This window comes from Pseudorhodobacter sp. E13, assembly GCF_003991405.1.
Taxonomy (GTDB): domain Bacteria; phylum Pseudomonadota; class Alphaproteobacteria; order Rhodobacterales; family Rhodobacteraceae; genus Pseudorhodobacter.
Genome location: NZ_RPEN01000159.1, coordinates 45,785 through 69,698, shown reverse-complemented (window position 1 = coordinate 69,698; position 23,914 = coordinate 45,785). Strand labels below are relative to the sequence as shown.

Sequence of the window (23,914 nt, the reverse complement as noted above, 5' to 3'; positions counted from 1 at the left end):
TAGCCTGCAAAGGGTCGCCAAACGGCTGGCGAAAACCTGCCAGAAGCGGGGTCAGCCTTGCTGGCGGGCAAAGAAATCCATCACGGCGGGGCGCACGGTTTCGGCCCCTTCGGCGCAGGCGCTTTCAATCACCTCGCGCAGCGCGGTCAGATCGGTGCGGCGGATCAGGCTTTTGACCGGACCAATGGAGGCGGGGCGCATCGACAGGCTGCGCAGGCCCATGGCGGCAAGGCACACGCCTTCCACCGGGCGGCCCGCGTCTTCGCCACAAAAGGACAGTGGCGTATCGGTTTCCGCGCAGCGCGCCACGATCTGACGGATGAAGCCAAGGAATGAGGCGTTCAGCGTATCATAGCGGCGGCGCACGCGTTCATTCTCGCGGTCGGCGGCAAAGAAGAATTGCTTGAGGTCATTGCCGCCGATCGAAATGAAATCCGCCGCCTCAAAGAAGGCGCGGGGGGCAAAGGCAAGGCTGGGGGTTTCCAGCATCGCACCGATTTCAAAATGGGCGGGAACGGTGTGCCCCATCGCCTTTTCGCGTTCATACTGGCCCATGACATGCGCGCGCGCGGCCACGAATTCCGCATGTTCGGCGATGAAGGGAAACATGATCGACAAGGGGCGGCCATTGGCCGCGCGCAGCAGCGCCTGCGCCTGCATCCGCAACACACCCGGCTTGTCCAGCCCCACGCGGATCGCACGCCAGCCCATCGCGGGGTTGGGTTCATCCTGCGGTTTCATATAGGGCAGCACCTTGTCCGACCCGATATCCAGCGTGCGGAAGGCGACGCGGCGGCCTTTGGCGGCATCCATCACGCGGGCGTAAAGCCGGGCCAGTTCATCCCGTTTGGGCATCTGGTTGCGGATCAGGAATTGCAATTCGGTGCGGAACAGGCCCACGCCTTCGGCCCCCGAGCCTTCAAGGCTGGGCAGGTCGGCCATCAGGCCCGCGTTCATTTGCAAGCTGATCGTGGTGCCACAGGTGGATTGGGCAGGTTTGTCGCGCAAGCCTGCATAGCGCTGCTGCGCCTCGGCCTGCATGGCGATCTTGTCGCGGAAAGCGGCGGCCACCGTTTCCTCGGGGCGTAGGTGTGCGATGCCCTGATCGCCATCCACAAGAATGGGATCGCCGTTCAGCGCCTCTTCGATGATGCCTTTGGCATTGATCACAAGCGGGATAGCCAAAGCCCGCGCCACAATCGCGGCATGAGAGCCGACAGAGCCTTCGGACAGCACAACGCCGCGCAGTTTCTTGCCGTAATCCAGCAATTCCGCCGGGCCGATGTTGCGGGCCACCAGCACCGGGTTTTCCGGCATCTCGGCCCCGGTGTCCTTGCCTTGCCCGGTCAGGATGCGCAGCAGTCGGTTCGACAGGTCATCCAGATCATGCAGGCGTTCGCGCAAATAGGCGTCCGGCACCTGGCCCAGCCGCACCCGCGCGGCGGATTGTTCCTTTTCCACAGCGGCTTCGGCCGACAGGCCCGCCTGAATATCCTCTTCCATCCGGCGCAGCCAGCCGCGCGAATGGGCAAACATCCGATACGCCTCCAGCACCTGCTTTTGGTCCTTATCAAGGCTTTGCGCCGCCAGCAGGTCATCGACCGAGACGCGCAATTCCCCTACGGCGGCGCGGATGCGTTCGATTTCGGCTTGCGGATCATCGGCCACGGGGTTGGTGACAACCACGCGGGCCTCATGCAGCCAGACATGGCCTTCGGCTGCGCCTTCCTGCCCGGTGCCGCCGCGAAACATCACCGGTTGCTTGTGCAGCGCGCCCAAAGCCTCCCCCTCGCCAAGGAAGGCGCCAAGTTCCGTCATCTCGGCCAGAACCATGGCGACGACTTCCAGCGCGTAGACCTCATCTTCGGAATATTGCCGCGCGGCTTTGGATTGCACCACCAAGACGCCCAGCTTTTCGCCAACGCGCTGGATCGGCACACCAAGGAAGGACGAAAAAATCTCCTCCCCGGTTTCGGGCATGAAGCGGAACCCTTTTTCCTTGGGCGCATCCGCAGAGTTGACGGGAATACCGGTGCGGGCAACGCGGCCCACAAGCCCTTCGCCCAGCCGCAGCCGGGTCTGGTGCACCGAGCCGGGCAACAGCCCTTCGGTCGCACAGAGTTCCAGCGTTTCGGCATCGCGGAAGAGATAGATAGAACACACCTCGGTGCCCATCGAATCCGCGATCAAACTGGTGATCCGGTCCAGCCGCTCCTGCCCCTCACCACGTTCGGCAAGGCTGTCGCGCAAGCGCTTCAAAAGCTTGCGACTGTCGCTTTCACTGCGTTCCGGCATGTTCCCCCGCTTGGGATAGGCGGGTCAGTCCGCCTTTTCCAATTCAAAGGCATCATGAAGCGCTTGCACCGCAAGTTCCATATATTTCCGGTCGATCAGCACAGAGATTTTGATCTCGGACGTGGAAATGACCTTAATATTCACATTTTCCGAGGAAAGCGCCTTAAACATAGTCGCCGCAACCCCCGCGTGTGACCGCATGCCAATGCCCACAACGGATACTTTGGCCACATCACTGTCGACGTTCAATTCGTCATAATTGATCTGGCCAGCCGCTTTGGCATCTTCCATCGCCTTGCGGGCGCGGGCCACCTGGTTGACCGGGCAAGAAAAGGTCATGTCGGTCACGGCGCCGGGGTGATCGTCATAATCCTTTTCAGAGATGTTCTGCACGATCATATCGACGTTCACACCTGCTTCGGACAGCGGGCCAAAGATGGCGGCGGCGATGCCGGGGCGATCCTCGACGGTGACGAGGGTGATCTTTGCCTCGTCCCGCGAATAGGCGACGCCAGAAACTACTTTCGATTCCATGATTTCATCCTCGTCACAGACAAGAGTGCCAGAGTTTTCATCCGTATCCTCGAAGGAGGACAGGACGCGCAGACGCACCTTATAGCGCATCGCCAATTCGACCGAGCGGGTTTGCAGAACCTTCGCCCCAAGGGACGCCAGTTCCAGCATTTCCTCAAACGCGATGCGGTCCAGTTTGCGCGCCTTGGAGGTGATGCGCGGGTCGGTGGTATAGATGCCATCGACATCGGTATAAATGTCACAACGCTCGGCCCCGAAGGCGGCGGCAAAGGCCACGGCTGTGGTATCCGACCCGCCGCGCCCCAGCGTGGTGATGCGGCCTTCGGGCGACACGCCCTGAAACCCTGCAACCACCGCCACCTTGAAGCCTTCGGCGAATTTCGCGTTGATATGGTCCGGCGGGATCGACACAAACCGCGCCGACGCATGGGCCGAGGTGGTGTTGATCGGCACTTGCCAACCTTGCCAGCTGCGGGCCGGGATATCCATTTCCTGCAAGGTCAGCGCCATCAGGCCTGCGGTCACATTTTCGCCGCTGGACACAACCGCGTCATATTCGCGGGCATCATACAGCGGCGAGGTGCTTTCGACCCAGCCGACCAGTTCATTGGTCTTGCCCGACATCGCGCTGACAATGACGATCACGTCATAGCCACGCTCTACCTCGCGCTTTACCTTCTGCGCGGCATTCTTGATGCGCGCCAGATCGGCAACCGAGGTTCCCCCAAATTTCATAACGAGAAGCGGCATGGATCCCTCCCACGGCCCCGAAGTTCGCGCGCTTCTTATGCGGCAAACCTTGCGGGCGCAAGAGGTGCATCATGCCGCAGGCGTTCTGATTTCATCTTGGTCTAAATACCTGATTCCAAGATCGCCTTCGCCGCGCGCTTTGGGGTTACAGCGCCCGCCAGCCAATATCGCGGCGGCAAAAGCCGCCCGGCCAGTCAATCGCATCGACCATGGCATAGGCGCGGGCCTGCGCCTCGGCCAGCGATGCGCCGCGTGAAGTGACGTTCAGCACGCGGCCGCCCGTGGCAATGACATCGCCATCGCGGGCCGCGGTGCCTGCATGAAAGACCATGTTGAAACTGTCTTCGGGCAGGGCGTCCAAGCCCTTGATCACGGTGCCTTTTTCTGGCGTGCCGGGGTAGCCGTTCGCCGCCATCACCACTGTCAGCGCATGATCCTCGGCCCAATTGGCCTGTGTGTCTGCCAATGCGCCTTTGGCGCAGGCCAGCAGCAGATCCAGCGCCTGCGCGCCAAGCCGCATCATCAGCACCTGACATTCCGGGTCGCCAAAGCGCACGTTATATTCCACCAGCCGCGCGTGGCCGTCCTTGATCATCAAACCGGCATAAAGCACGCCTTCAAACGGGGTGCCGCGGCGCGCCATTTCGGCCACGGTCGGGCGCACGATTTGATCCATCGCCTGCGCCAGCACCGCCTCTGACAGCACGGGTGCCGGGCTATAGGCCCCCATGCCGCCTGTGTTGGGGCCGGTATCGCCTTCGCCCACGCGCTTGTGGTCTTGCGCGGTGCCGATGGGCAATACATTGGTGCCATCGGACAGGATGAACAGGCTGGCTTCCTCGCCCTCCATGAACTCCTCGATCACCACTTCGGCCCCGGCAGCGCCGAAGGCCCCGCCGAAAATCTCGTCGATTCCGGCCAAGGCCTCGTCCAGCGTCATGCCCATGATGACGCCTTTACCCGCCGCCAGACCATCGGCCTTGATGACCAAAGGCGCGCCGTGTTCTGTCACATAGTCCCGCGCGGCCTGCGCATCGGTAAAGCGGGCATAGCCTGCGGTGGGGGCGGCGCAGGCGTCGCAAATCTCTTTGGTAAAGGCTTTGGAGGCTTCCAGCCGTGCCGCCGCAGCCGAAGGCCCGAAGGTCAGCAAGCCTGCGGCGCGGGTGGCATCGGCCACGCCTGCGGCCAAGGGTGCCTCGGGACCGACGACCACGAAATCTACGGCGTTTTCTTCGCAAAAGGCCACCACGGCGGCCCCGTCCATGATGTCGAAACTGGCACATTCGGCCAATTGGGCGATGCCCGCATTGCCCGGTGCCACGATCAGCCGGTCACATTTCGGGTTTTGCTTGATCGCCCATGCAAGGCTGTGTTCCCGCCCGCCGCTGCCCAAAATCAAGATATTCATCGCGCGCCCCCGCTTGGCCTTTGTTGGCAAGCGTCATAGTCTGTGCAAAGGGTCGCGACAACCGCTTAGACGCGACAAGAGGGCAGCAAAAGGAATTTGGATGAGCTTGACAGATGCGGCCCTGTGGAACCGTCTGATGGCGTTTCACTATGAAACGCCGGCGGCGGGTGGGCTGGTGGAACAGGTCACACAGGCGCTGGGCCTGACCAAGCGCGAGGCGCATTCGCGGGTAGAGGCCTATTTGCGGTTCATTTATTTGGTGGCCGTGTCGGATGAGGTTCTGGCCCCGTCAAAGCCAGTGGATGAGGTGTGGCACCTGCATCTGGAAGACGTAGCGCGCTATGAGGGCGCTTTTTGCCTGCTGCTTCTGGGCCGGGTTATCAACCACCACGAAGGCCGGCCAGCCCCTGCCAAAGACCCGGCCTACAGGCGCACCCTGGCCCGGTATCGCGCGGAATTCGGGGGCAAACCGCCGACCGCCCTGTGGCCTGCGCCGGCGCGGCCATCGGGCAAGCCGGTGGCGCTGATGGTCGGCGGGGTGGCTTGCCTTGCGGGCTCGGTTCTGGCGGCGGCGCCGATCTTGGCGCTGCTTGGGCTGTTGTTGCTGGTTGTGGGCTTTGTCTTGCTGCTGGACGGGTTCGGTGCGAAAAACGGCAAAGACAGCAGCGGTTGCGGCGGGTCCGGTTGTGGCGGGCGCGCGACATGCGCGTCAAACCACAGCGGGGGCGACAGCGGCGGTGACAGCGATGGCGGCGGCTGCGGCGGTGATTGAAAGGCTAAGGCATGAGTGACCTGTTCGAAGACGGCCCCGCAGGTGGTGCCAGTGGAAACTCCCCTGAATTCACGGTGTCTGAACTTTCAGGCGCGGTGAAGCGGGTGATCGAAGGGGAATTTGGCCTTGTCCGCGTGCGTGGCGAGATTGGGCGCGTGTCGCGGCCTGCCTCGGGGCATATGTATTTCGACCTGAAGGATGACCGTTCGGTCATCGCCGCGATTTCGTGGAAAGGGCAGGTTGCGAAAATGCAGGTCCGCCCGGAGGAGGGGATGGAAGTGGTGGCCACGGGCCGCATGACCACCTTTCCGGGTCAGTCGAAATATCAGTTGATCGTGGAAGATATCGCCCCAGCGGGTGCTGGTGCCTTGATGGCCATGCTGGAGGCGCGGCGAAAGGCACTGGCCGCCGAAGGCTTGTTTGATGCGGGGCGCAAACGGCCTTTGCCGTATTTGCCGAAGGTGATCGGGGTTGTCACCTCGCCTTCGGGTGCGGTGATCCGCGATATTCTGCACCGCCTGCGCGACCGTTTTCCGCGTCATGTGTTGGTGTGGCCGGTGGCTGTGCAGGGTCAAGCCTGCGCGCCCGAAGTGGCCGCCGCGATCCGTGGCTTCAACGCGATTGCGCCGGGGGGGCCGATCCCGCGGCCTGATCTGATTATCGTGGCGCGGGGCGGTGGGTCGCTTGAGGATCTGTGGGGCTTCAACGAGGAAATCGTGGTGCGGGCCGCGGCAGAAAGTGACATTCCGCTGATCTCGGCGGTGGGGCATGAAACCGATACCACGCTGATTGATTACGCCAGTGACCGCCGCGCGCCTACCCCTACGGCGGCGGCAGAAATGGCCGTGCCGGTGCGGATGGAATTGTTGGCGGCGCTGGACGGGCAAGGCGCGCGGCTGTCCCGCGCCATTGCGCAGATGGTGGGCCTGCGCGGTCAGCGCCTGCGCGATCTGGGCCGGGCCTTGCCCCGGTTGGACACGCTGACCCAAGCGTCTGCGCAGCGGTTTGATCTGTGGTCAGGCCGTTTGGGCGGTGCTTTGGTGATGGCTACCAGCACCAAACGCAGCGCGCTGGACCGGGTGGCCGCCCCGATGCGCCCGCGCCTGTTGCTGGATCTGGTGGCGCGGCGGCGTGACCGGCTGGACGAACGCGCCCGCGCCTTGGGAATGGCGCAAGCGCGGCGGGTCGAACGCGCGGGGGAGCGGCTGGACCTGCTTGCCGCCCGCCTGCCGCGCGCGTTGGACCGTGCCTTCGCCGATGCGGGGCGCGACATCGCCCGGTCGCGCGAAAAACTGACCGGGCTGGAGACGCGCCTGCAATCGGCCCAAAGCCTGCGCCTTGCCGACCTTACCAAACGGTTGGAGGCGCTGGACCGCACGCGGCAGACCTTGGGCTATGCTGAAACCTTGCGGCGCGGCTATGCCGTGGTGCGGGGCGAGGATGGGGTTGTCACCTCCAAAGCCATGGCAGAGCGGGCAGGGGCCTTGGAGATAGAGTTCCACGATGGCCGCCTTGGCCTGAAAACGGAGGCAAAGCCTGCCAAAGCCACGCCGCCCAAAACACCACCCGCCGGGCCAGACGGGCAGGGCCGTTTGTTCTGACGATGTTCGCTTTGTGATGTTTACTCGCAAAGCCCGCAGGGTTTTCCGGTGATAAATCGCGCAGCGCGCAGGGCGGATGTTGGGAAAGTGAAACTACACGCCCACATCCGGCCCGGTGCAGGCCAAAGGCTCATCGGTTTGGTTGACCTCTGACAGCTCGGTTCTGGGCGGGTCCGCGATGAAGCGCGCCTTCAGCTTGCCGTCGATCAGATGGAAGGTCCAGCATTGCGGGGTGGCATCATGTTCATAGACGAAACAGATTTCCTCGCCCTGTTCATACCAATGCCCGATGCGGCAGGTATCATCGACAAAGGCCCAGCGGACGCGCCGGTTGGATAGATATTGCTCTACCCCATACACCTCGCCGTTGGAGGCATAAGTCAGGGTTTTGCCGGTGGAATAGGCTTCAAATTCCGCCCCCGTCATCGGGTCTTCGCCCGCCAAAGCGGGAGAGGCGAGCAGCAAGGCAGACAGCAGAACAATGCGCATGAAACGGGCCTTTCGGGGTTCGCTTTGCCGCAGCATGTCGCAAAATCGCGCTGACTTCCAGTCACGCTTGCGTTGGTGGTGCTTTGGTTTGGGCGGTTGTGTGCCACTGGTCAAGGCGGCGGGTCATGACGCGTTTCCAGCGGCGCGGGGCAAGCGCCAATGTGCAGCAGATGGGCAGCGGATAGGGCAGGTAGGGGGCATCGCCGCGCGCGGGCAGGCGCAAGGCGGCATAGGGGCGCGAGGGATGGGCGTGATGATCGGAATGGCGCGGCGCGTTCAGCATCAGCGCCGAGGAGAACCAATGCGGCGCGTTCCAGCTATGCCGCTCGGACACGGGTTCAAGGCTGCCATCGGGGCGGGCATCGCGCAGCAAGCCATAGTGCTGAACGTAATCGGCCAGCAGCAACTGGCTGTGCCCATAGACGGCCAGCGCCAGCCAAGTGACAGCCCCGGCCCCCCCCGCCAGCGCAAAACCCAAAGCCAAGGATGCCAGCGAAATCGCGCCATATATCAGATAAGGGTGCAGCCCCGGCTTGCCCTGCCGCCGCGCCGTCTCTGCCAGCCAGCCCAGCCGGAAAGAGCCTGCCCAAGCCCGTGGCCAGAACTGGTAAAAACTCTCGCCCGCCCGCGCCGTGTTCGGATCGGCCAAGGAGGCTGCGTGGCGGTGGTGCACCAATCGGTGCGCCGAGGCGTGATGCCCGAACAGCATCGTCGCATAAAGCGTCACGCCCAGCCAATAGAGGCCCCGATTGCCACGGTGGATCAGCTCATGTGCGCAGGGGTTGGAAACCTGACCAAACCATTGCCCCGCCCCCAGCGCCAGCACCGCGCGTTCCCAGCCAGCCAAACCGCTTGGCCCCGCCACGGCCCAGACCACCAAGGGAAAAGCCACCAGATGCGCCAGCCCCAAGACCAGCAGCAAGGCATCGGCGGCGGGAAACTCGGTCCCCTCTGGCGCATCAAGGGCAACCATCGGGCTGAGTTGATCCAGAAGCGCCGTCAGCGCCCCCATATAAACCAGCGCGGCCAAGGCCCAGACTCCGCCAAACCCCGCGCCCAAGGCCAACAGGCCAAACGGGGCAAGGGCGGCCAAGGCAAAAAGGGGCATTTTGGGCATTGGTCATTTCCTGACAGGCGGCATTCGGCCATAACATAACCCTAACGGCGGTTCAGGCCAAAGGTTTAGGGGCAAGTGATGAATTTTGATTTGCTGCGTCACGATGTCATCCCATTGGGGCTGATCGCCGGGGCTTTGATCTGCTTTGTCGCCTATTGGCTGGTCTGGTCGGGGCGCGATACGGTCAGCCTGACGGGCGCTTGGGTGAAGGCGGGGGCGGCGGGCTTGGTGGCCCTGATGCTGTTGCTTGATGCGGCGCTGTTTTCCTCTCGGCTTCGGGCAGATGGTTTGCTTTGGCTCATGCCCTTGGGGTTGTTCTTCGGGGCGCTGGGCGATTTTGCCCTTGCCCGCCCTGCGGCGCGGGCCTTTCTGGCCGGCATGGCCGCCTTTGCGCTGGGCCATTTGCTGTATGCTTTCGCGCTGTGGCAGCGGACGGCTGATCTGAACGACCAGTTTGCCGCCTTGGGGGCGGCAGCACATGGGCTGTCCATCGGCCAAGGCCTTGCGCTTGCTGGTCTGCTTGGGCTTCTGATCTCTACCGAGTTTTGGCTTGCGCCCAAGACCGGCACATTGCGCTGGCCCGTGCGCGGCTATGTGCTGGTGATCGGCGTGATGGCGGCGGTTGCCATTCTGCTGGTGGAGTATCGGTTTGCAAGGGTCGTGCAAGCGGGGGCCGCGCTGTTTGTGCTGTCTGATCTTTTGCTGGCGCTGCGGCTGTTCGTGGTCGCCTCCCCCAAGGCAAAGCGGGTGCTGTCGTTGATGCTCTGGCCCGCCTATTGGTGTGGCCAGATGCTTTTGATGCTGGGGGCGCTGGGCTATTGGACCTTGCTCAAAGGCTAGGCCCTTTCATTAGCCGCCGGAATTGACTAGGTGAAGGAAAAGCATTCCCAAGCCGGAGGCCCGATGTCCTTTTTCAAAAAGCTGAAAGACCGGATGTTCCGATCCTCGGACAAAATCGGTGATGGGCTGGAGGCGCTGGTCAACACAGCCGGGGACCCGGTGGCCGAGGCACCGCCTGCCGCCAGTGCCCCCCCGCAAGCGGTTGAAATAGCGCCCCCTGCGGCGCCCAAAGCGGCACCCCCTGCTGCAAAACCCGATCCCAAACCCGGCATCCTTGGCCGCCTGATGGGCCAAACCCCAGCCGAGGCAAAGCGCGTCTTTGATGATGCCATGCTCGAAAGCCTTGAGGAATTGCTGATCGAGGCGGATATGGGCGTGGATACCGCCCTGCGCGTTACGGCCAATATCGCCGAAGGCCGCATGGGCAAACGCGTCAGCGCGACCGAGATCAAACAAGCGCTTGCCGCCGAAGTCACCCGGATCATGGACCCTGTGGCCAAGCCGATGCCGCTTTACGCCAAACGCCCGCAAGTGGTGCTGGTGGTGGGCGTCAATGGCTCTGGCAAGACCACGACCATCGGCAAGCTGGCCAGCCAGTTCAAAGCTGCGGGGAAATCGGTGGTGATCGCTGCGGGCGATACGTTCCGCGCCGCAGCGGTGGAGCAATTGCAGGTCTGGGGTCAGCGCGCTGGCGTGCCCGTCCTCACCGCGCCCGAAGGCTCTGACCCGGCCAGCCTTGCCTTTGATGCGATGACCAAGGCACAGGAAAGCGGCGCTGATCTGTTGATGATCGACACCGCAGGCCGCTTGCAAAACCGCGCCGATCTGATGGAAGAACTTACCAAGATCGTCCGCGTGATCCGCAAAAAAGACCCGGAGGCCCCGCATAACACGCTTTTGGTGCTGGATGCGACAACCGGCCAGAACGCGCTTAATCAGGTGGAGATTTTCCGAAAACTCGCCGATGTTTCGGGCCTTGTGATGACCAAGCTCGACGGCACGGCAAAGGGCGGCGTGCTGGTGGCTTTGGCCGATAAATTCGGCTTGCCGATCCATGCCATCGGTATCGGGGAACAAATCGACGATCTTGCCCCCTTCGACCCCGAAGAGTTTGCAGCGGCTTTGGTTGGCCTTGATGCGACCCCATAGGCGGGTCTGCCTGTTGGATACCGTTAAGGTTTACCGGATGTATCGCAGCCCCGCCCGCGCTACGGAATAGGCGAGCCGAAACGACACCGCATCATCGGCCACGCCCGCGCCGCCGCTTACGACATCTTCGATCAGGGTCGCCGCGACAATTGCCGCGGCGGTTGTCACCGCAACGCCCGCGACCAGCGTTCCGTTCTCCTGAAACCAGATTTCGATGCGATCCGCCATTGTCAAACTCTGCGCGGCACCCGCACTTGGTGGCCTGCTTTCGTTTTCAGGATCGACAGTGATCCGGCAAGAAGCGTCTATTCCCAACTCGCCAATCATGTGAAAGCCTTGGTAATGAAAGTCGACCATTTTGGGGGTAATATTCACCGTGAATGTTCCGTCTTTGCCGACGACAAACTTTGCTTTCCAACCCGTGCGCGCAATTTCACTGGTAAAAGACAGCTCTTTTACACCGAGCTTGTCGCATTTGATCGCGGTGGCAAAGGCCTCGGTTGCGATTGTGGCCTCTCGCTCATGTCGGCTATAGGCAAAGCCTGCCGGTAAAGAGCCGTCCTTGCGGACTTTGATCTTTCCCTTGAGAGCCACGCTGAGGACCGCAGTCACCCCACGTGCCCGGATGGTTGTGGTCGTGATGTTGCGCGACCCGCTAAAGAACATTTCGAGCGTTGGAAACCTGACCGTGCGCGCCGGACGCCGTGCATTCGCTGGCGCGCTGGCGGTCTTGATTGCTGGAACAAGGTCAAGGTCGGCAAGCGTGTCAATACTCGGAAGCGACAACCCTATTCCGGCAAGGATGAAGTTTCCATCTGACACCATAAAGGGGTTTTCGCTCTCAATCGCGGGCCAGTAGAAGCCACTGCCATAGTGCCGCTCGGCTATCTGCCAAATTGTTTCATCGGGCTTGACCTGATAGGTTTTTCCGCCCTTGCGATCGCGCCGAAAAGTAGCAGTGACCACGACCGTGGCATTCCACGAGCGCCCCTTCATCTTGTAGTTTACGGTCCAGTTGACCGTCGCTCCCCGCGCACCGCGACAGAACCGGGTCGTGGCGGCGTCCAAGGCCTCCTCATAAATGCGCAGAATGGGGCGGGGCGGCGTGCGGGTCGATTGCCCGGTTTCCGCGTCCACGCGCCGTTGAACTTCGCGGGTTTGGAGAGCGTTGGTCAAAAGTTCGGACGCATCGTCACAGAACTTGCTTTCGGCAGCAGCTATCAGCCGCTCAGCGGCAACAAAACGCATTTCAATACTCTCAATGAGAAGAATGGGCCGTGTCTGCGGACGATAATTCCTTGATGATATACTAGAGACTTGTCGATTCGCAATTGATTTGCATGTATGTCCAGCAGCGACGCTAGGGGCGAGATTTTGCTGGATTCCGGGCTGGATGCGGTGATCTGGCCCCGAATTGTGCCATTTCAACCCGCAACAAAGCCGTGTAAACGCCGTCCATAAGGGGCGTTCTGGCGTTTTGCCATGGCGGCGCTTCAGACCTATTGACCATTCGATCCGGGGTAAACATTGCAGATGGCCGAATGGCTGATCAATCTGGAAGGGTCAGAGGCGGGGCATGACCTTGCCTTGGGTCTGGCCTTGATGGCGGCTGTATTGCACGCGCTGTTCGGGGCCCTGCAAAAGGGCAAGCACGATCCCTGGATGTCGCGCACTGCGATAGATATTTCCTACGCCCTGATCGCCGCCCCCTTTGCCCTGTTCATCGTGCCATGGCCGGAACCGCATATGTGGCTGATCTTTCTCGGGGCGATGGTGATCCATGCAGGCTATAAATACCTGCAAGCCATGACCTATAGTCGCGGCGCTTATACGGTGGTCTATCCGGTGGTGCGCGGGACGGGGCCACTGTTTGCAGTGCTGGGCGCGATGCTGTGGTTTGACGAACATTTCACACCCGGGCAATGGCTGGGGCTTGCAACCTTGCTGGCGGGGATATTCGGTCTGGCGGCCTATAATCTGCGCTATGTGGTGGTGGCGCGGGAAACGCTGGTGCAGGCCTTGGTGCTGGCGGTGGCAACGGGATGCTTTGTCGCGCTTTACACCACTTATGACGCATACGGCATCCGCGCCACCTATGACCCCTTCACCTTCCTTGCGTGGTTTTTCATGCTGGATGGGTTTTTCATGCCGCTGGTGATGCGGCGCGAATTGGCGGCGTTAAGCTTTCAACAGGCGGTGCCGCTGTTCAAGCGCGGCATTCTGGGGGCCTTTGTTGCATTTTTCAGTTTCGGGTCCATCTTGATGGCAACCCGGCTGGACAAGGTCGGCGAAGCGGCGGTGTTGCGCGAAACCTCAACCGTCTTTGCCGCGCTGATTGGGTGGCTGGTGTTGAAAGAGCGGGTGACAAAGGTGCAACTGGGCCTGATGGCGCTTATCGCGGCGGGGGCCGTGATTGTGGAAATGATGGGATAGGCTATGGCGGAAAAGAAGATCAGCGGCGGGTTGAAGCTTTTGTTGGAACTGGGGCCGGTGGCTGCCTTTTTCATCGGCTATGTGAAGCTGAAAGATCAGGTTTTTACCATCGGCGGCACGGATTATGACGGTTTTATCGTTGTCACGGCGGCCTTCATTCCGTTGATGCTGCTGTCTACCGGTATCCTCTGGGCGCTGACGGGCAAACTGTCAAAGATGCAGGTGATGACGGTGGTGCTGGTCGTGGTGTTCGGCGGGCTGTCGGTCTGGCTCAACGATGAGCGGTTCTTCAAGATGAAGCCCACCATGATCTATGCGCTGTTCGCCGGTATTCTGGGCTTTGGCCTGCTGCGCGGCGAATCCTATCTGAAGGCCGTGATGGGAGAGTTGTTGCCCATGCATCCCGAAGGATGGCTGATCCTGACGCGCCGCCTGACCCTGTTTTTCATAGCCCTTGCCGTGTTGAATGAGGTGATCTGGCGCGGGTTTTCCACCGAGGCTTGGGTGAATTTCAAAACCTTCGGGCTGACGGCAGCGATGTTTCTGTTTTTCATGACGCAAAGCCGGGTCTTTGCCAAATACGCTTTGGAAGACCCGGCGCAGACCCCCGACAAAGACTAAGGCCCGGCGGCAGCCTTTACCGGCTGGCGGGGGCCGCCAGCGCGCCTTCTACTTCGGCGCGTTGTTTGACGCGGTCCAGCGGGGTTTCGTCGCGCACCAGATGGGTCTGAATCTCGAACGGAATATCGATGCCATTCGCCTCCAGCGCGGCTTTGACCTGCTTGAGCACGGCAACACGGGTGCCCAGCACCGGGCCGCCTTTTTTCACCCACCAGCGCAGCCGGATCGTGACCCAAGACGCATCCAGCGACCATGGCAGGGCTTGGGGCGCAGGGTCGGTTTCCACCCCATCAATCCCGGAAATGGCGTCCAGCATCACAGTGCAGGCGGTGTCGATATCATCATCATAGCCGATGCCGAAATCCATTTGCAGCCGTCGCGCATCATAGGCGGTGATGACCTGAACGACATCGGTGTAAAGTTCGGCATTGGGAATAATGACGCGCTGGCCGTCATAGGTGCGGATCAGGGTGGCGCGGCTTTCAATCCGCTCAACCGTGCCTTCATGGCTGCCCACGATGATATCATCGCCGACATCAAAAGGCTGGCGCAGCAGGATCAGCATTCCCGCCAACCAGTTTTGCAAAATATCCTTGAAGGCAAAACCAATCGCAACTGAGCCGATGCCAAGCCCCGCGACCAGATCGCCGGGTTTCAGGCTGGGCAAGACGATGGTCAGCGCAATCATCGCGCCAAAGGCAAAAACCGCCCAGCGGATAAACCCGCCAAACACATCGCCCAGATTATCGCGCCCCCGCGTGGCGGCGGTTCTGCGCACGAAATAGCCGACAACCCGCGCCACATACCACATCAGCACCGCAAAGATCAGCGCGACGATGATATTGGGCAGCAGGCGGGTTGTCGTGTCGAGCCAACTGTCAATCTGGGCCAGCGCTTTTTCGGGATTCAGGTCAATGGTTGCTGTGGTGTCGGTGGTTTCGCTGGCCATATTGTCGCTATTCGCTTTCCCGTTGATCGCTCGTGTTCCCCGAAGGGCCCCGAATTTGGGGTCTGCCTGTGCAACGCCCCGGCTTGCCGATGGGTTCCCAAAAAACTGCGGTAACTGCGGGCTGGTGCCGCGCCGGTTGCAATTTCGCCCTAGTGTCGCCCGATTTGGCTGGCACTTCCTGCGGTGGGGCGAAATGGAAAGGGAGGCACCGATGGGCGGGCGCATCTTGCTGACACTGCGCATTTTCGTGGCGTTGTTTGAAAATATTCCGATGATCGAGGCGCGCAGCATGTTGCCTTCGGCGGTGTTGCTGATCGCCTTTCCGGTGTTCAATGCCTTTTGGCCGGACACGCCGGAATTTGCCTTCGTCATGGCCTTCATCCTGTGCCAGATTGCTCGCTTTGCCCTGCGCTGGCGCGACCAGTTCGCGCGGGAGCAGCGGCGCGACGGCCCGATGGCCGGGCGCAAGCGGATTGTGGGGGCCTTGCTGATCCCCGGCGCGGTGCTTGTGGCGGCGCAGCATCCGCTGTTGTGCCAGCATGTGCCAAGCCTGATAAGCGCGGGCTTTGTGTTCCTGTTTGCCGTCGATGCGCTGGATGGCAGCCATTCCACCACGCGGGCCTATTGGCCGGGCAAGACCTTTGCCCCCTATGCCAAGGAATTGACGCAGGCGATGTTGGTTCTGCATCTGACCTATATTCTGTTGAATGAAACCATGATCAAAGCTGTCTCGCTTGAAGGGTGGATGGTCTACTACGCTTTCCTGCCCATCGTGCATCATGTGATCCTGACAGCGGTATTCCGCGCCGTGTTCTGGTTGACACCGGAGCCGGGAGAGCGGCAGCGTTGATGCCACCCTGCAGCCCCGCCTCCTTGTCGGGCGGGGTGTGCAAGGGGCGTTGACGTTTGGGCCTTTGGCGCGTAATTGGGGTGTCGTGGCGCTTTGTTACCGGATTGCGGGCCACGTTAAACAAACCGCTAAAGAGGGATCGGGATCAGCCCGGCACCTTTGGGTAGCCGGGTTTTTTAATGGGCTGTTTTGGGCAGCAAGGGGCCGAGCGCATGACGAAAGATTGGAAAACACGCACGCAACTGGTGCATGAGGGCAGCCGCCGCAGCCAGTATGGCGAGATGGCCGAGGCGATCTTTCTGACGCAGGGCTTTGCCTATGACAGCGCCGAACAGGCCGAGGCGCGCTTTATCCAAGCGGGCGCGGATGAGTTTATCTATGCCCGCTATGGAAACCCGACCGTGCGGATGTTCGAAGAGCGCATCGCCGCAATCGAAGGCACCGAAGACGCCTTTGCCACTGCCAGCGGCATGGCGGCGGTGTCGGGCGCGCTGACCTCGATGCTGCGGGCGGGGGATCATGTGGTTTCCAGCCGCGCGCTGTTCGGGTCTTGCCTGTATATTCTTGAAGAAATCCTGACCCGTTATGGCGTCAAGGTCACCTTTGTGGATGGGCCTGATCTGGCCGCATGGGAGGCGGCCTGCGTGCCCGGCACCAAGGCGGTGTTCTTTGAATCCATGTCCAACCCCACGCTGGAACTGATTGATATTGAGGCGGTTTCCGCGATTGCCCACAAGGTCGGCGCGCTGGTGGTGGTGGATAACGTCTTTGCCACGCCGATCTTTTCGCGGGCTGTGGCGCAGGGCGCAGATGTGATCGTCTATTCCACGACCAAGCATGTGGACGGGCAGGGCCGCGCACTGGGCGGGGTGATCTGTGGCACCAAGGCCTTTATCCGCAAGGTGGTGGAACCTTACATGAAACACACGGGCGGCTCCATGAGCCCCTTTACCGCTTGGATCATGCTGAACGGCATGGCCACGCTGGACCTGCGGTGCCGCGCGATGGCCGATAGCGCGGCCAAGGTCGCGGCGGCGCTGGAAGGCGATGCGCGGCTGGCGCGGGTGATCTATCCGGGGCTTTACAGCCACCCGCAGGCCGATCTGGCGGCGCGGCAGATGGGGTCCGGGGGCACCATGCTGGCCTTTGACATCAAAGGCGGCAAGGAGGCGGCGTTCCGCTTTATGAACGCGCTGGAAATCATCAAGATTTCCAACAATCTGGGCGATGCGAAAACCATTGCCACCCATCCGGCCACGACCACCCACCAACGCCTGCCCGATGATCAAAAGGCCAGCCTCGGCATTACGCCCGGTCTGATCCGCCTGTCCGTCGGGCTGGAAGACCCGGCCGATTTGATCGCTGATCTGCAAAGCGGGCTTGCTGCGGTATAAGGGCTGGGTGGCCCCTGCGGCGCGCGCCCGCTGGTTTGACAAAACGGAGGCGTGATGCCGGAACCGGAAATGACAGCCAAGCAAATCTCGGAGGATTTGCTGGACCGCAGCGGCAAAGGGTTGATGACAGGGAATTTCGACCTGTTCGCCCCCTGTTTCGCGCTGCCACACCGCGTTGTCAGCTTTGACGGGGAACGCGATCTGACCTCGGTGGACGAGCTGCGGCAGGTGTTTGACGGGGTGCGCAAGCATTTTGCCGAGCGGCAGGTCACGCTGTTGCATCGCACCTGTGTTTCGGCGGCCTTTCTTGATGCAGATACGGCGCAGGCCACCCATGAAACCCGTTTGATCGCGCGCACCACGATTGTGCAGCAGCCTTATCCGGTGCTGTCGATCCTGCGGCGGATCGGCGGCGTCTGGCAGGTGGCGCGCAGTGAATATGCGATTGTCGATGCACCAAGCCACAGCAAAACCCTTGGCACGGCCCATTGACCGATGCCCATGCCGTTGCGTCATTTCCCTTTGTGGTTTGCCCGTGTTATCGTAGCAAAGAAAAATGCTCTGCGGCGGCTGGCAGGGTTTGCTATTTGGCGGGAGCGCCTTAAATCGACCTTTGGTCAGGGAATTGCCGGGCCGCGACCCAGAGGGGCTAGCCATGAACATGCACACGCCAAAGACTGAATCCGCACCCAGCAAGGCCGAAGCCGAAGCGGCCTTGGCCGTCTTGCGCCGATGGGCGAATGCGGTGCCATCGGCGGATGCGGCACAAATGGGGGCCCAAGCAGTGCTGGAAAGCGCCTATCCCTTCCTGACCGATGAATACCCGGCGGATTTCAAGGCGGATGCGGCCTATAAGGCGGGCCTGCCCGATTTGCAGAACGGCCCGGCCAGCCTGATCCGGGGCGAAAAGGCGCTGATCCAGCATGTCGGCATTTCAAACTTCCGCCTGCCGATCCGCTATCACACCCGCGATGGGGCCGATGTGATGCTGGAAACCAGCGTCACCGGCACGGTCAGCCTTGAGGCGGAAAAGAAGGGCATCAACATGAGCCGCATCATGCGGTCATTCTATGCCCATGCCGAAAAATCCTTCAGCTACAAGGTGATCGAGCGTGCGCTGGAAGATTACAAGCGCGATCTGGACAGTTTTGATGCGCGTATCCAGATGCGGTTTTCCTTTCCGATGAAAATCGAAAGCCTGCGGTCGGGTCTGTCGGGTTGGCAGTATTATGACATCGCGTTGGAACTGGTCGATGTGGGCGGGCAGCGCAAATCCATCATGCATCTGGACTATGTCTATTCCAGCACCTGCCCCTGCTCGCTGGAACTTTCGGAACATGCGCGTCGGGTGCGCGGCCAGCTTGCAACGCCGCATAGTCAGCGGTCGGTCGCGCGGATTTCGGTGGTCTTGACCGGTGACACATGCCTGTGGTTCGAGGATCTGATTGATCTGGCCCGCGCCGCCGTGCCGACCGAAACGCAAGTGATGGTGAAGCGCGAGGATGAACAGGCTTTTGCCGAGTTGAACGCCGCGAATCCGATTTTCGTCGAAGATGCGGCCCGCAGCTTCTGCGCGCAATTGCAGGCCGATCCGCGCGTGGGCGATTTCAGAATCATCGCCAGCCATCAGGAAAGCCTGCACAGCCATGATGCGGTCAGCGTGCTGACCATCGGTGACACCTTTGCCGCTGACAGTCTGGACCCCAAGCTGTTCACGACTTTGTTTCATGTCGGTTAATTTCGGCGGTTAAGGGGCGTTTGAACCGGGGCTTCACAACCCCGATTGACGTTTCTGCGCCGCAGGATTACCGCTAGCGCCATCATGATCGACATACGCCCCGTTGCCTATGTGATCGGGCGTATCCTGATCGTGCTCGCCATTCTGATGATGGCGCCTGCCGTGGTTGATTTGCGCAGCGGGCTGGACAACGGCACCCATATTCTGGAATCCGCGCTGGCCACCGGCTTTGTCGGCCTGTGCATGATTCTGACCTCGCAGAACGCGTTGCGCGGCAACTTGTCGGTCAAGCAGGCTTATATCCTGACTGTTGGTATCTGGGTTTTCGTCCCCGGCTTCGGGGCGCTGCCGTTTTATCTGGGGGAGCCGCATCTGCAATTCTCGGATGCGTATTTTGAAGCGGTGTCGGGTATCACCACCACCGGGGCCACGGTGATCTACGGGCTGGATGATCTGCCGGCAGGCATGAACCTGTGGCGCGGCATGTTGAACTGGTTGGGGGGGCTGGGCATCGCCTTTATCGCGATGATCTTTCTGCCCGTGATGCGGGTGGGGGGGATGCAGTTTTTCCGCACCGAAGGGTTTGAAACCTTTGGCAAGGAACTGCCGCGCGCCACCGACCTCGCCTTTGAACTGGCGCGGGTCTATGTGCTGCTGACAGCGATCTGCATCCTGACCTATGGGTTGATCGGGATGTCGGCGTTGGATGCCATTGTGAACGGGGCCGCGACGATTGCCACAGGTGGGTTTTCCCCGTCCGATGTGTCGTTTGAGAAGTATTCGGGCATTGGTGAATATGTCGGCACGGTTTTCATGCTGGCAGGCTCATTGCCCTATTTGCGCTATGTGCAGATGTTGCATGGCGATGCAAAGCCGTTGTGGCGTGATGTGCAGGTGCGGGCCTATCTGTTGTGGCTAGGAACGGCGGTGGCGATGGTGACTTTGTGGCAGGTGGTGCGCACCGATATGCCGCTGGAACCGGCCTTTCGGCAAAGCCTGTTCAACCTTACGTCGATCATGTCCAGCACCGGGTTCTTCTCCGGGTCTTTTCCGGCTTGGGGCGGGTTCATGCTGATCGTGGCGTTTGTGATCGGGACGATCGGCGCCTGTTCGGGGTCATCGGCGGCAGGGCTTAGCGTGTTCCGGGTGCAGGTGGCGCTTTCGGCCCTGCGCGCGCATCTGACGCAAATCACCAGCCCGAACACGGTTGCCTTGGTCAAATATGATGGGCGAAGGGTAGAGGAGGACGTGCTGAACGGGCTGATCCTGTTCTTTACCGGCTACATTCTGCTGCTGGGGCTGATGACGGTTGCGGTGTCGCTGACCGGGGTGGATACAGTATCGGCCTTTTTCGCGATCTGGACCACGCTGGGCAATGTTGGCTATGGCTTTGGTCCGCTGGTCTTGCGCACCGGAACCTTCATCGACTTTCCGCAAGGGGCGATTGCCATCATGACGGTGGCGATGCTGCTGGGGCGCTTGGGCTTGCTGGCGATTTTGGTGATATTGCTGCCAGCCTTCTGGCGCCGCTGATGCCACAGCCTGCCACAGGGAGTTGACAGGCAGGCCCGCGCGCTTCAAGTCTGCGCCATGCTGAATATACGCCCTGTCGGATACATCATCGGTCTGCTGATCGCCACTTTGGGGGCGATGATGCTATTTCCGATGATGCTGGACTATCTGTCCGGCGATGACAATTGGATGGCCTTTCTGGAAGCGTCGGTTCTGACCTGCCTTGTCGGGGCGATGCTGTCGCTGGCCTGTGCCAACAGCACCGAGAAAGGGCAGGGGATCACGCTGCGGCAATCCTTTGTGCTGACCACGGGCACATGGGTTGCCTTGCCACTGTTCGGGGCCTTGCCGTTCATCTTCGGTGCGCCGGATGCCAGCCTGACCAATGCCGTGTTCGAGGCGGTTTCGGGAATGACCACCACCGGCACCACGGTGTTTTCCGGGTTGGATAGCTTGCCGCCGGGGGTGAACCTGTGGCGCGGCATCCTGCAATGGCTGGGCGGCTTGGGGATCGTGATCGTGGCCCTGATCTTTTTGCCGGTGATGAAGGTCGGCGGGATGCAGTTTTTCCGATCCGAGGGGTTCGACACCTTGGGCAAAATCCTGCCGCGCGCGCTGGATATCTCCTCGGCGCTGATCCAGATTTACATCATCCTGACAGTGGCCTGCGCTGCGGCCTATTTCGCCCTGGGGATGAGCGGGTTTGACGCGGTGGTCCATGCGCTGACCACGGTATCCACGGGCGGGTTTTCCAGTTCCGACATTTCCTTCGGCAAATTCCCACATTCGATGGAGGTGGTCGCCATCATCTTCATGTTGCTGGCCAGCTTGCCCTTTATCCGCTTTGTGCAGGTGGCGCAGGGCAATTTTGGCCCCTTGTGGCGCGATGCGCAGGTGCGGGCCTATGTGCGCTGGAACGCCTATGCCGCGCTCGCCGTGACGGCCTATGAGATGTATCACTTTGATCGCCCCTTTCTGGAATCGATCCGCGAAAGCAGCTTCAACATCGTATCCACCTTTTCCGGCACCGGCTTTGCCTCGGTCGATCTGTCAACTTGGGGGCCGTTTCCCTTTGTGGTGCTGATCATGGTGGGGTTGATCGGGGGCTGCACCTCCTCCACCGGCTGTTCGGTCAAGGTTTTCCGCTATCTGATCCTGTTTGAGGCGATCAAGGTGCAGGTGCGCCGCTTGCACAGCCCATCGGCCATGATCGACGTGCGCTATGAGGGGCGGCGCGTGGGGAATGATGTTATCAACTCGGTCATCGTGTTTTTCACGCTGTTCATCCTGACCTTTGGCGTCGTCGCGGTGGCGCTGTCTTTCACCGGGTTAGAGATGAAAACCGCCTTTACCGCCGCATGGACGGCGGTGGCCAATGTCGGCCCGGCCTTTGGGCCAGAGGTGGGGCCGACAGGTGCGGTGGATGGGTTTCCGGCGTTGGCGCGGTGGATCATGATCGCGGGGATGCTGGTCGGGCGGTTGGAACTGCTGTCGGTTTATGTGCTGTTCCTTGCCCGCTTCTGGCGCAGTTGATTGGCCTTCACGGTGCTGTGCGGGTCCGGGCGGGGTAACGGCCGCCCGAACCCAAAAGGCTTATTCCCAGCAGGATACCAGAACCGTCATCGAGGTGGCCAGATCGGTCAGATCCTCGGGCGGCAGCGCACCTTGGCGGCTGGCGGTGGCGGGGGTGATCCCGGCCTGACGCAGCAGCGCCGTGATGCTGCCCGCATTGGCAAGGAAGGACACTTCTGCCGGCAGCACGCGACCATCGGTTGCGGTGGCCGGGATCAACATGCCCAGCACCGCACCCGTGCCATCCACCACCGGCCCACCCGCATCACCGGGCAGCGAGGTCAGCGACAGCCGCGCGATGCCGGTTTCCCCGGCAAGGCCGGTTGTTGCCTCCAGCGCGCCAAAGGTCAGCGTGGGCGAGGGCAGCGCATCCTCATAGCTATAGCCCGCCAAGGCGACTTCGGTGCCGACCCGCAGGTCCTTCGCCTCAAAGGCGGCGACATGGCGCGGGGCGAGTTGCTTGTTGGGCGTCAGCAGGGCAAGGCCGCTGGCATCATCCTGCGCCGTGATCTTTGCCTCGATATCGCGGTCCAGTGTGATGCGGCTGCAATTTTGCAGCGCCTCGGTCGTTGTCAGCACGGCCCCATTGGCCGAGACAAAGAAACCGCTGCGCGACAGGCGGGGCTTGCGCACTTCCATCCCGGCCAGCAGGCTGCGGCGCTGCGCGTCATCCAGCGAGACAAGGCCCGGATCCAGCGCGCGCCCGCCGATGGTCTTGAAGCTGGCCTCGATCGCCGCCCGCGCCCGGCCCGCTTTGTCGGCGGCCTTGGGTTCCCAGATCAGGATATAGCCTTTGATCAACCCGCCGCTCAGCTCGGCAAAGCTGTGCGAGGCGATGCTGTCATTCGCCGCGTCGATGGTGAAACCCCGGTCTGTCAGGCTCCGTTCGCCTGCGGGGGGCACCACTTCCAGCGTTTGCAAGATGTCATACAGCCCGCGCAGCACCGCCCGGTCGCCGGGCTCGGAAATCAGCACGACCCGCATGCCCGACCCGTTCTTTTCAGCAAAATGCACGAAAGGCGGCTCGTAATGGTCGAATTCCACAAGGGCGAGGGGCAAGGTCACTTCGATGCCGGCTTCTTCCTCGGTGATGGGTTCCAAGCCCAGTTCCGCGATGATGGCATTCTTTTCGGCAAAGATCTGGTCGCGCTGCTTGGTGGTCATCACGCCTGTCGGCTCATGGCCTTTCGCCTCTTGCCAGGCAGACATGGAGGCACGGGTGCCCCTGCCAAAAGCACCATCAATCGCGCTGTTGTAAAAGCCGAACCATTGCAGCGCCTCTTGCAGGGCCATCCGCTCATCCCGGCTAAGGGCGGCTTCGGAACGCTGCGCTTCGGCAAGGGTTTCCTGCGGTTCCACAACGGGTTGCGGTTCAACGACAGGGGCCGGTTCGGTCACGGTTTCGGGGGTGGCTTCGGGCGCGGGTGCGTCAATCGCTGCGGTTTCCACCGGGGCCACGGTGGCATCGGTGGTGATATCGGGCGCGGCGCCCATCACCGGGGCTGCAGCGGGGTCAGCGCCCACCGGCCAGAAGGCTTGGCGGAACAGATCGCCGCCCGCGATAAAGCTGTCTGCCGGGATCAGATTGTCGCGCCGCAATTCGCCCAGCCGGGCCAGGGCCGCATCCGGCGTATAGGGGCCAAGCGCAATAGCATACCAGCCCGAACTCATCCGAAAGCCTGCAACATCGGTGAAGGCCGCCGCATAAGCGCGGGCACGTTCTTCGGCTTGGGCCAAGGTCGGCTGCGCCTCAATCTGGACCCATGCCCGCTCTTGCGCGCGTGCGCCCACCGGGGACAGAATAACCAACAGTAGGGCGAAAAGAGAAAGGTAATGTCGCATGCGGCTCCCGTTCCGGTGAAATCGTCAATGTATTCCCCTGCGAAACCA

At 61.5% G+C, this 23,914-nt stretch carries 20 protein-coding genes and 1 riboswitch; of the genes, 12 read left to right on the top strand and 8 right to left on the bottom strand.

Translation table 11 applies throughout. The features are described 5' to 3' along the window. Window positions 1-51: 51 nt before the first annotated feature. The 3 genes from ptsP to purD all read right to left on the bottom strand — a co-directional run bounded on the left by ptsP (window position 52) and on the right by purD (window position 4,987). Window positions 52-2,295, bottom strand: a complete 2,244-nt coding sequence (gene ptsP, locus EGN72_RS16395) for a phosphoenolpyruvate--protein phosphotransferase (RefSeq protein WP_127049538.1) — start codon at window positions 2,293-2,295, stop codon at window positions 52-54. A 24-nt stretch (window positions 2,296-2,319) separates the two neighbouring features. After that, window positions 2,320-3,579 carry an aspartate kinase gene (locus EGN72_RS16390; protein WP_127049536.1) on the bottom strand — a complete coding sequence of 420 codons (1,260 nt, stop codon included), beginning with the start codon at window positions 3,577-3,579 and terminating at the stop codon, window positions 2,320-2,322. A gap of 145 nt (window positions 3,580-3,724) precedes the next feature. Then, complete coding sequence (purD, locus tag EGN72_RS16385; protein WP_127049534.1) at window positions 3,725-4,987, bottom strand: phosphoribosylamine--glycine ligase; 1,263 nt, start codon at window positions 4,985-4,987, stop codon at window positions 3,725-3,727. 100 nt (window positions 4,988-5,087) lie between these two features. On the opposite strand from purD, the gene EGN72_RS16380 reads away from it, so the two are divergent. Next, window positions 5,088-5,759, top strand: a complete 672-nt coding sequence (locus EGN72_RS16380; protein ID WP_127049532.1) for a hypothetical protein — start codon at window positions 5,088-5,090, stop codon at window positions 5,757-5,759. 11 nt (window positions 5,760-5,770) lie between these two features. Next, on the top strand, window positions 5,771-7,360 hold the full coding sequence (gene xseA, locus EGN72_RS16375; RefSeq protein ID WP_127049530.1) for an exodeoxyribonuclease VII large subunit: 1,590 nt from the start codon (window positions 5,771-5,773) through the stop codon (window positions 7,358-7,360). A gap of 93 nt (window positions 7,361-7,453) precedes the next feature. On the opposite strand, the gene EGN72_RS16370 is transcribed toward xseA, so the two are convergent. Then, the gene (locus EGN72_RS16370) at window positions 7,454-7,849 is read right to left on the bottom strand and encodes a hypothetical protein (RefSeq protein WP_127049528.1); all 396 of its coding nucleotides are present in this window, start codon (window positions 7,847-7,849) and stop codon (window positions 7,454-7,456) included. Window positions 7,850-7,910: 61 nt separating this feature from the next. Then, window positions 7,911-8,966 carry an alkane 1-monooxygenase gene (locus tag EGN72_RS16365; protein WP_370323330.1) on the bottom strand — a complete coding sequence of 352 codons (1,056 nt, stop codon included), beginning with the start codon at window positions 8,964-8,966 and terminating at the stop codon, window positions 7,911-7,913. Window positions 8,967-9,044: 78 nt separating this feature from the next. Between EGN72_RS16365 and EGN72_RS16360 the strand changes: the two genes are divergently transcribed. Together EGN72_RS16360 and ftsY are read left to right on the top strand one after the other, a co-directional pair. Then, on the top strand, window positions 9,045-9,806 hold the full coding sequence (locus tag EGN72_RS16360) for a lysoplasmalogenase family protein (protein WP_127049526.1): 762 nt from the start codon (window positions 9,045-9,047) through the stop codon (window positions 9,804-9,806). 63 nt (window positions 9,807-9,869) lie between these two features. Further along, window positions 9,870-10,955, top strand: coding sequence for a signal recognition particle-docking protein FtsY (ftsY, locus tag EGN72_RS16355; protein WP_127049524.1), 1,086 nt, complete (start codon window positions 9,870-9,872; stop codon window positions 10,953-10,955). Between the two features lie 30 nt (window positions 10,956-10,985). Here the strand turns inward: ftsY and EGN72_RS16350 are convergent, their stop codons facing one another. Next, the gene (locus EGN72_RS16350) at window positions 10,986-12,203 is read right to left on the bottom strand and encodes a LysM peptidoglycan-binding domain-containing protein (RefSeq protein ID WP_127049522.1); all 1,218 of its coding nucleotides are present in this window, start codon (window positions 12,201-12,203) and stop codon (window positions 10,986-10,988) included. A gap of 285 nt (window positions 12,204-12,488) precedes the next feature. Between EGN72_RS16350 and EGN72_RS16345 the strand changes: the two genes are divergently transcribed. Both EGN72_RS16345 and EGN72_RS16340 read left to right on the top strand, forming a co-directional pair. After that, window positions 12,489-13,388, top strand: a complete 900-nt coding sequence (locus tag EGN72_RS16345; protein ID WP_127049520.1) for a DMT family transporter — start codon at window positions 12,489-12,491, stop codon at window positions 13,386-13,388. Window positions 13,389-13,391: 3 nt separating this feature from the next. After that, the gene (locus EGN72_RS16340) at window positions 13,392-14,009 is read left to right on the top strand and encodes an inner membrane-spanning protein YciB (RefSeq protein ID WP_127049519.1); all 618 of its coding nucleotides are present in this window, start codon (window positions 13,392-13,394) and stop codon (window positions 14,007-14,009) included. Between the two features lie 16 nt (window positions 14,010-14,025). On the opposite strand, the gene EGN72_RS16335 is transcribed toward EGN72_RS16340, so the two are convergent. Next, complete coding sequence (locus EGN72_RS16335; protein WP_158623213.1) at window positions 14,026-14,958, bottom strand: mechanosensitive ion channel family protein; 933 nt, start codon at window positions 14,956-14,958, stop codon at window positions 14,026-14,028. A 211-nt stretch (window positions 14,959-15,169) separates the two neighbouring features. Here EGN72_RS16335 and EGN72_RS16330 point away from each other — a divergent pair, with 211 nt between their 5' ends. The 6 genes from EGN72_RS16330 (at window position 15,170) to EGN72_RS16305 (ending at window position 21,985) form a co-directional block, all read left to right on the top strand. After that, window positions 15,170-15,808: a hypothetical protein gene (locus EGN72_RS16330; RefSeq protein ID WP_158623212.1), complete on the top strand. Its 639-nt coding sequence runs from the start codon at window positions 15,170-15,172 to the stop codon at window positions 15,806-15,808. 75 nt (window positions 15,809-15,883) lie between these two features. Then, window positions 15,884-15,961, top strand: a riboswitch (SAM riboswitch). Between the two features lie 59 nt (window positions 15,962-16,020). Continuing rightward, window positions 16,021-17,202, top strand: a complete 1,182-nt coding sequence (gene metZ / locus EGN72_RS16325) for an O-succinylhomoserine sulfhydrylase (RefSeq protein WP_127049510.1) — start codon at window positions 16,021-16,023, stop codon at window positions 17,200-17,202. Window positions 17,203-17,256: 54 nt separating this feature from the next. Next, a complete protein-coding gene (locus tag EGN72_RS16320) occupies window positions 17,257-17,694 on the top strand; it encodes a hypothetical protein (protein WP_127049508.1) in 438 nt (145 codons plus the stop codon). Window positions 17,695-17,857: 163 nt separating this feature from the next. Then, the gene (folE2, locus tag EGN72_RS16315) at window positions 17,858-18,940 is read left to right on the top strand and encodes a GTP cyclohydrolase FolE2 (RefSeq protein ID WP_127049506.1); all 1,083 of its coding nucleotides are present in this window, start codon (window positions 17,858-17,860) and stop codon (window positions 18,938-18,940) included. 84 nt (window positions 18,941-19,024) lie between these two features. Further along, window positions 19,025-20,473, top strand: coding sequence for a TrkH family potassium uptake protein (locus EGN72_RS16310; RefSeq protein WP_127049504.1), 1,449 nt, complete (start codon window positions 19,025-19,027; stop codon window positions 20,471-20,473). A 57-nt stretch (window positions 20,474-20,530) separates the two neighbouring features. Further along, window positions 20,531-21,985 carry a TrkH family potassium uptake protein gene (locus tag EGN72_RS16305; RefSeq protein WP_127049502.1) on the top strand — a complete coding sequence of 485 codons (1,455 nt, stop codon included), beginning with the start codon at window positions 20,531-20,533 and terminating at the stop codon, window positions 21,983-21,985. A 60-nt stretch (window positions 21,986-22,045) separates the two neighbouring features. Here the strand turns inward: EGN72_RS16305 and EGN72_RS16300 are convergent, their stop codons facing one another. Further along, window positions 22,046-23,866, bottom strand: coding sequence for a serine protease (locus EGN72_RS16300; RefSeq protein ID WP_127049500.1), 1,821 nt, complete (start codon window positions 23,864-23,866; stop codon window positions 22,046-22,048). Window positions 23,867-23,914 lie beyond the last annotated feature (48 nt).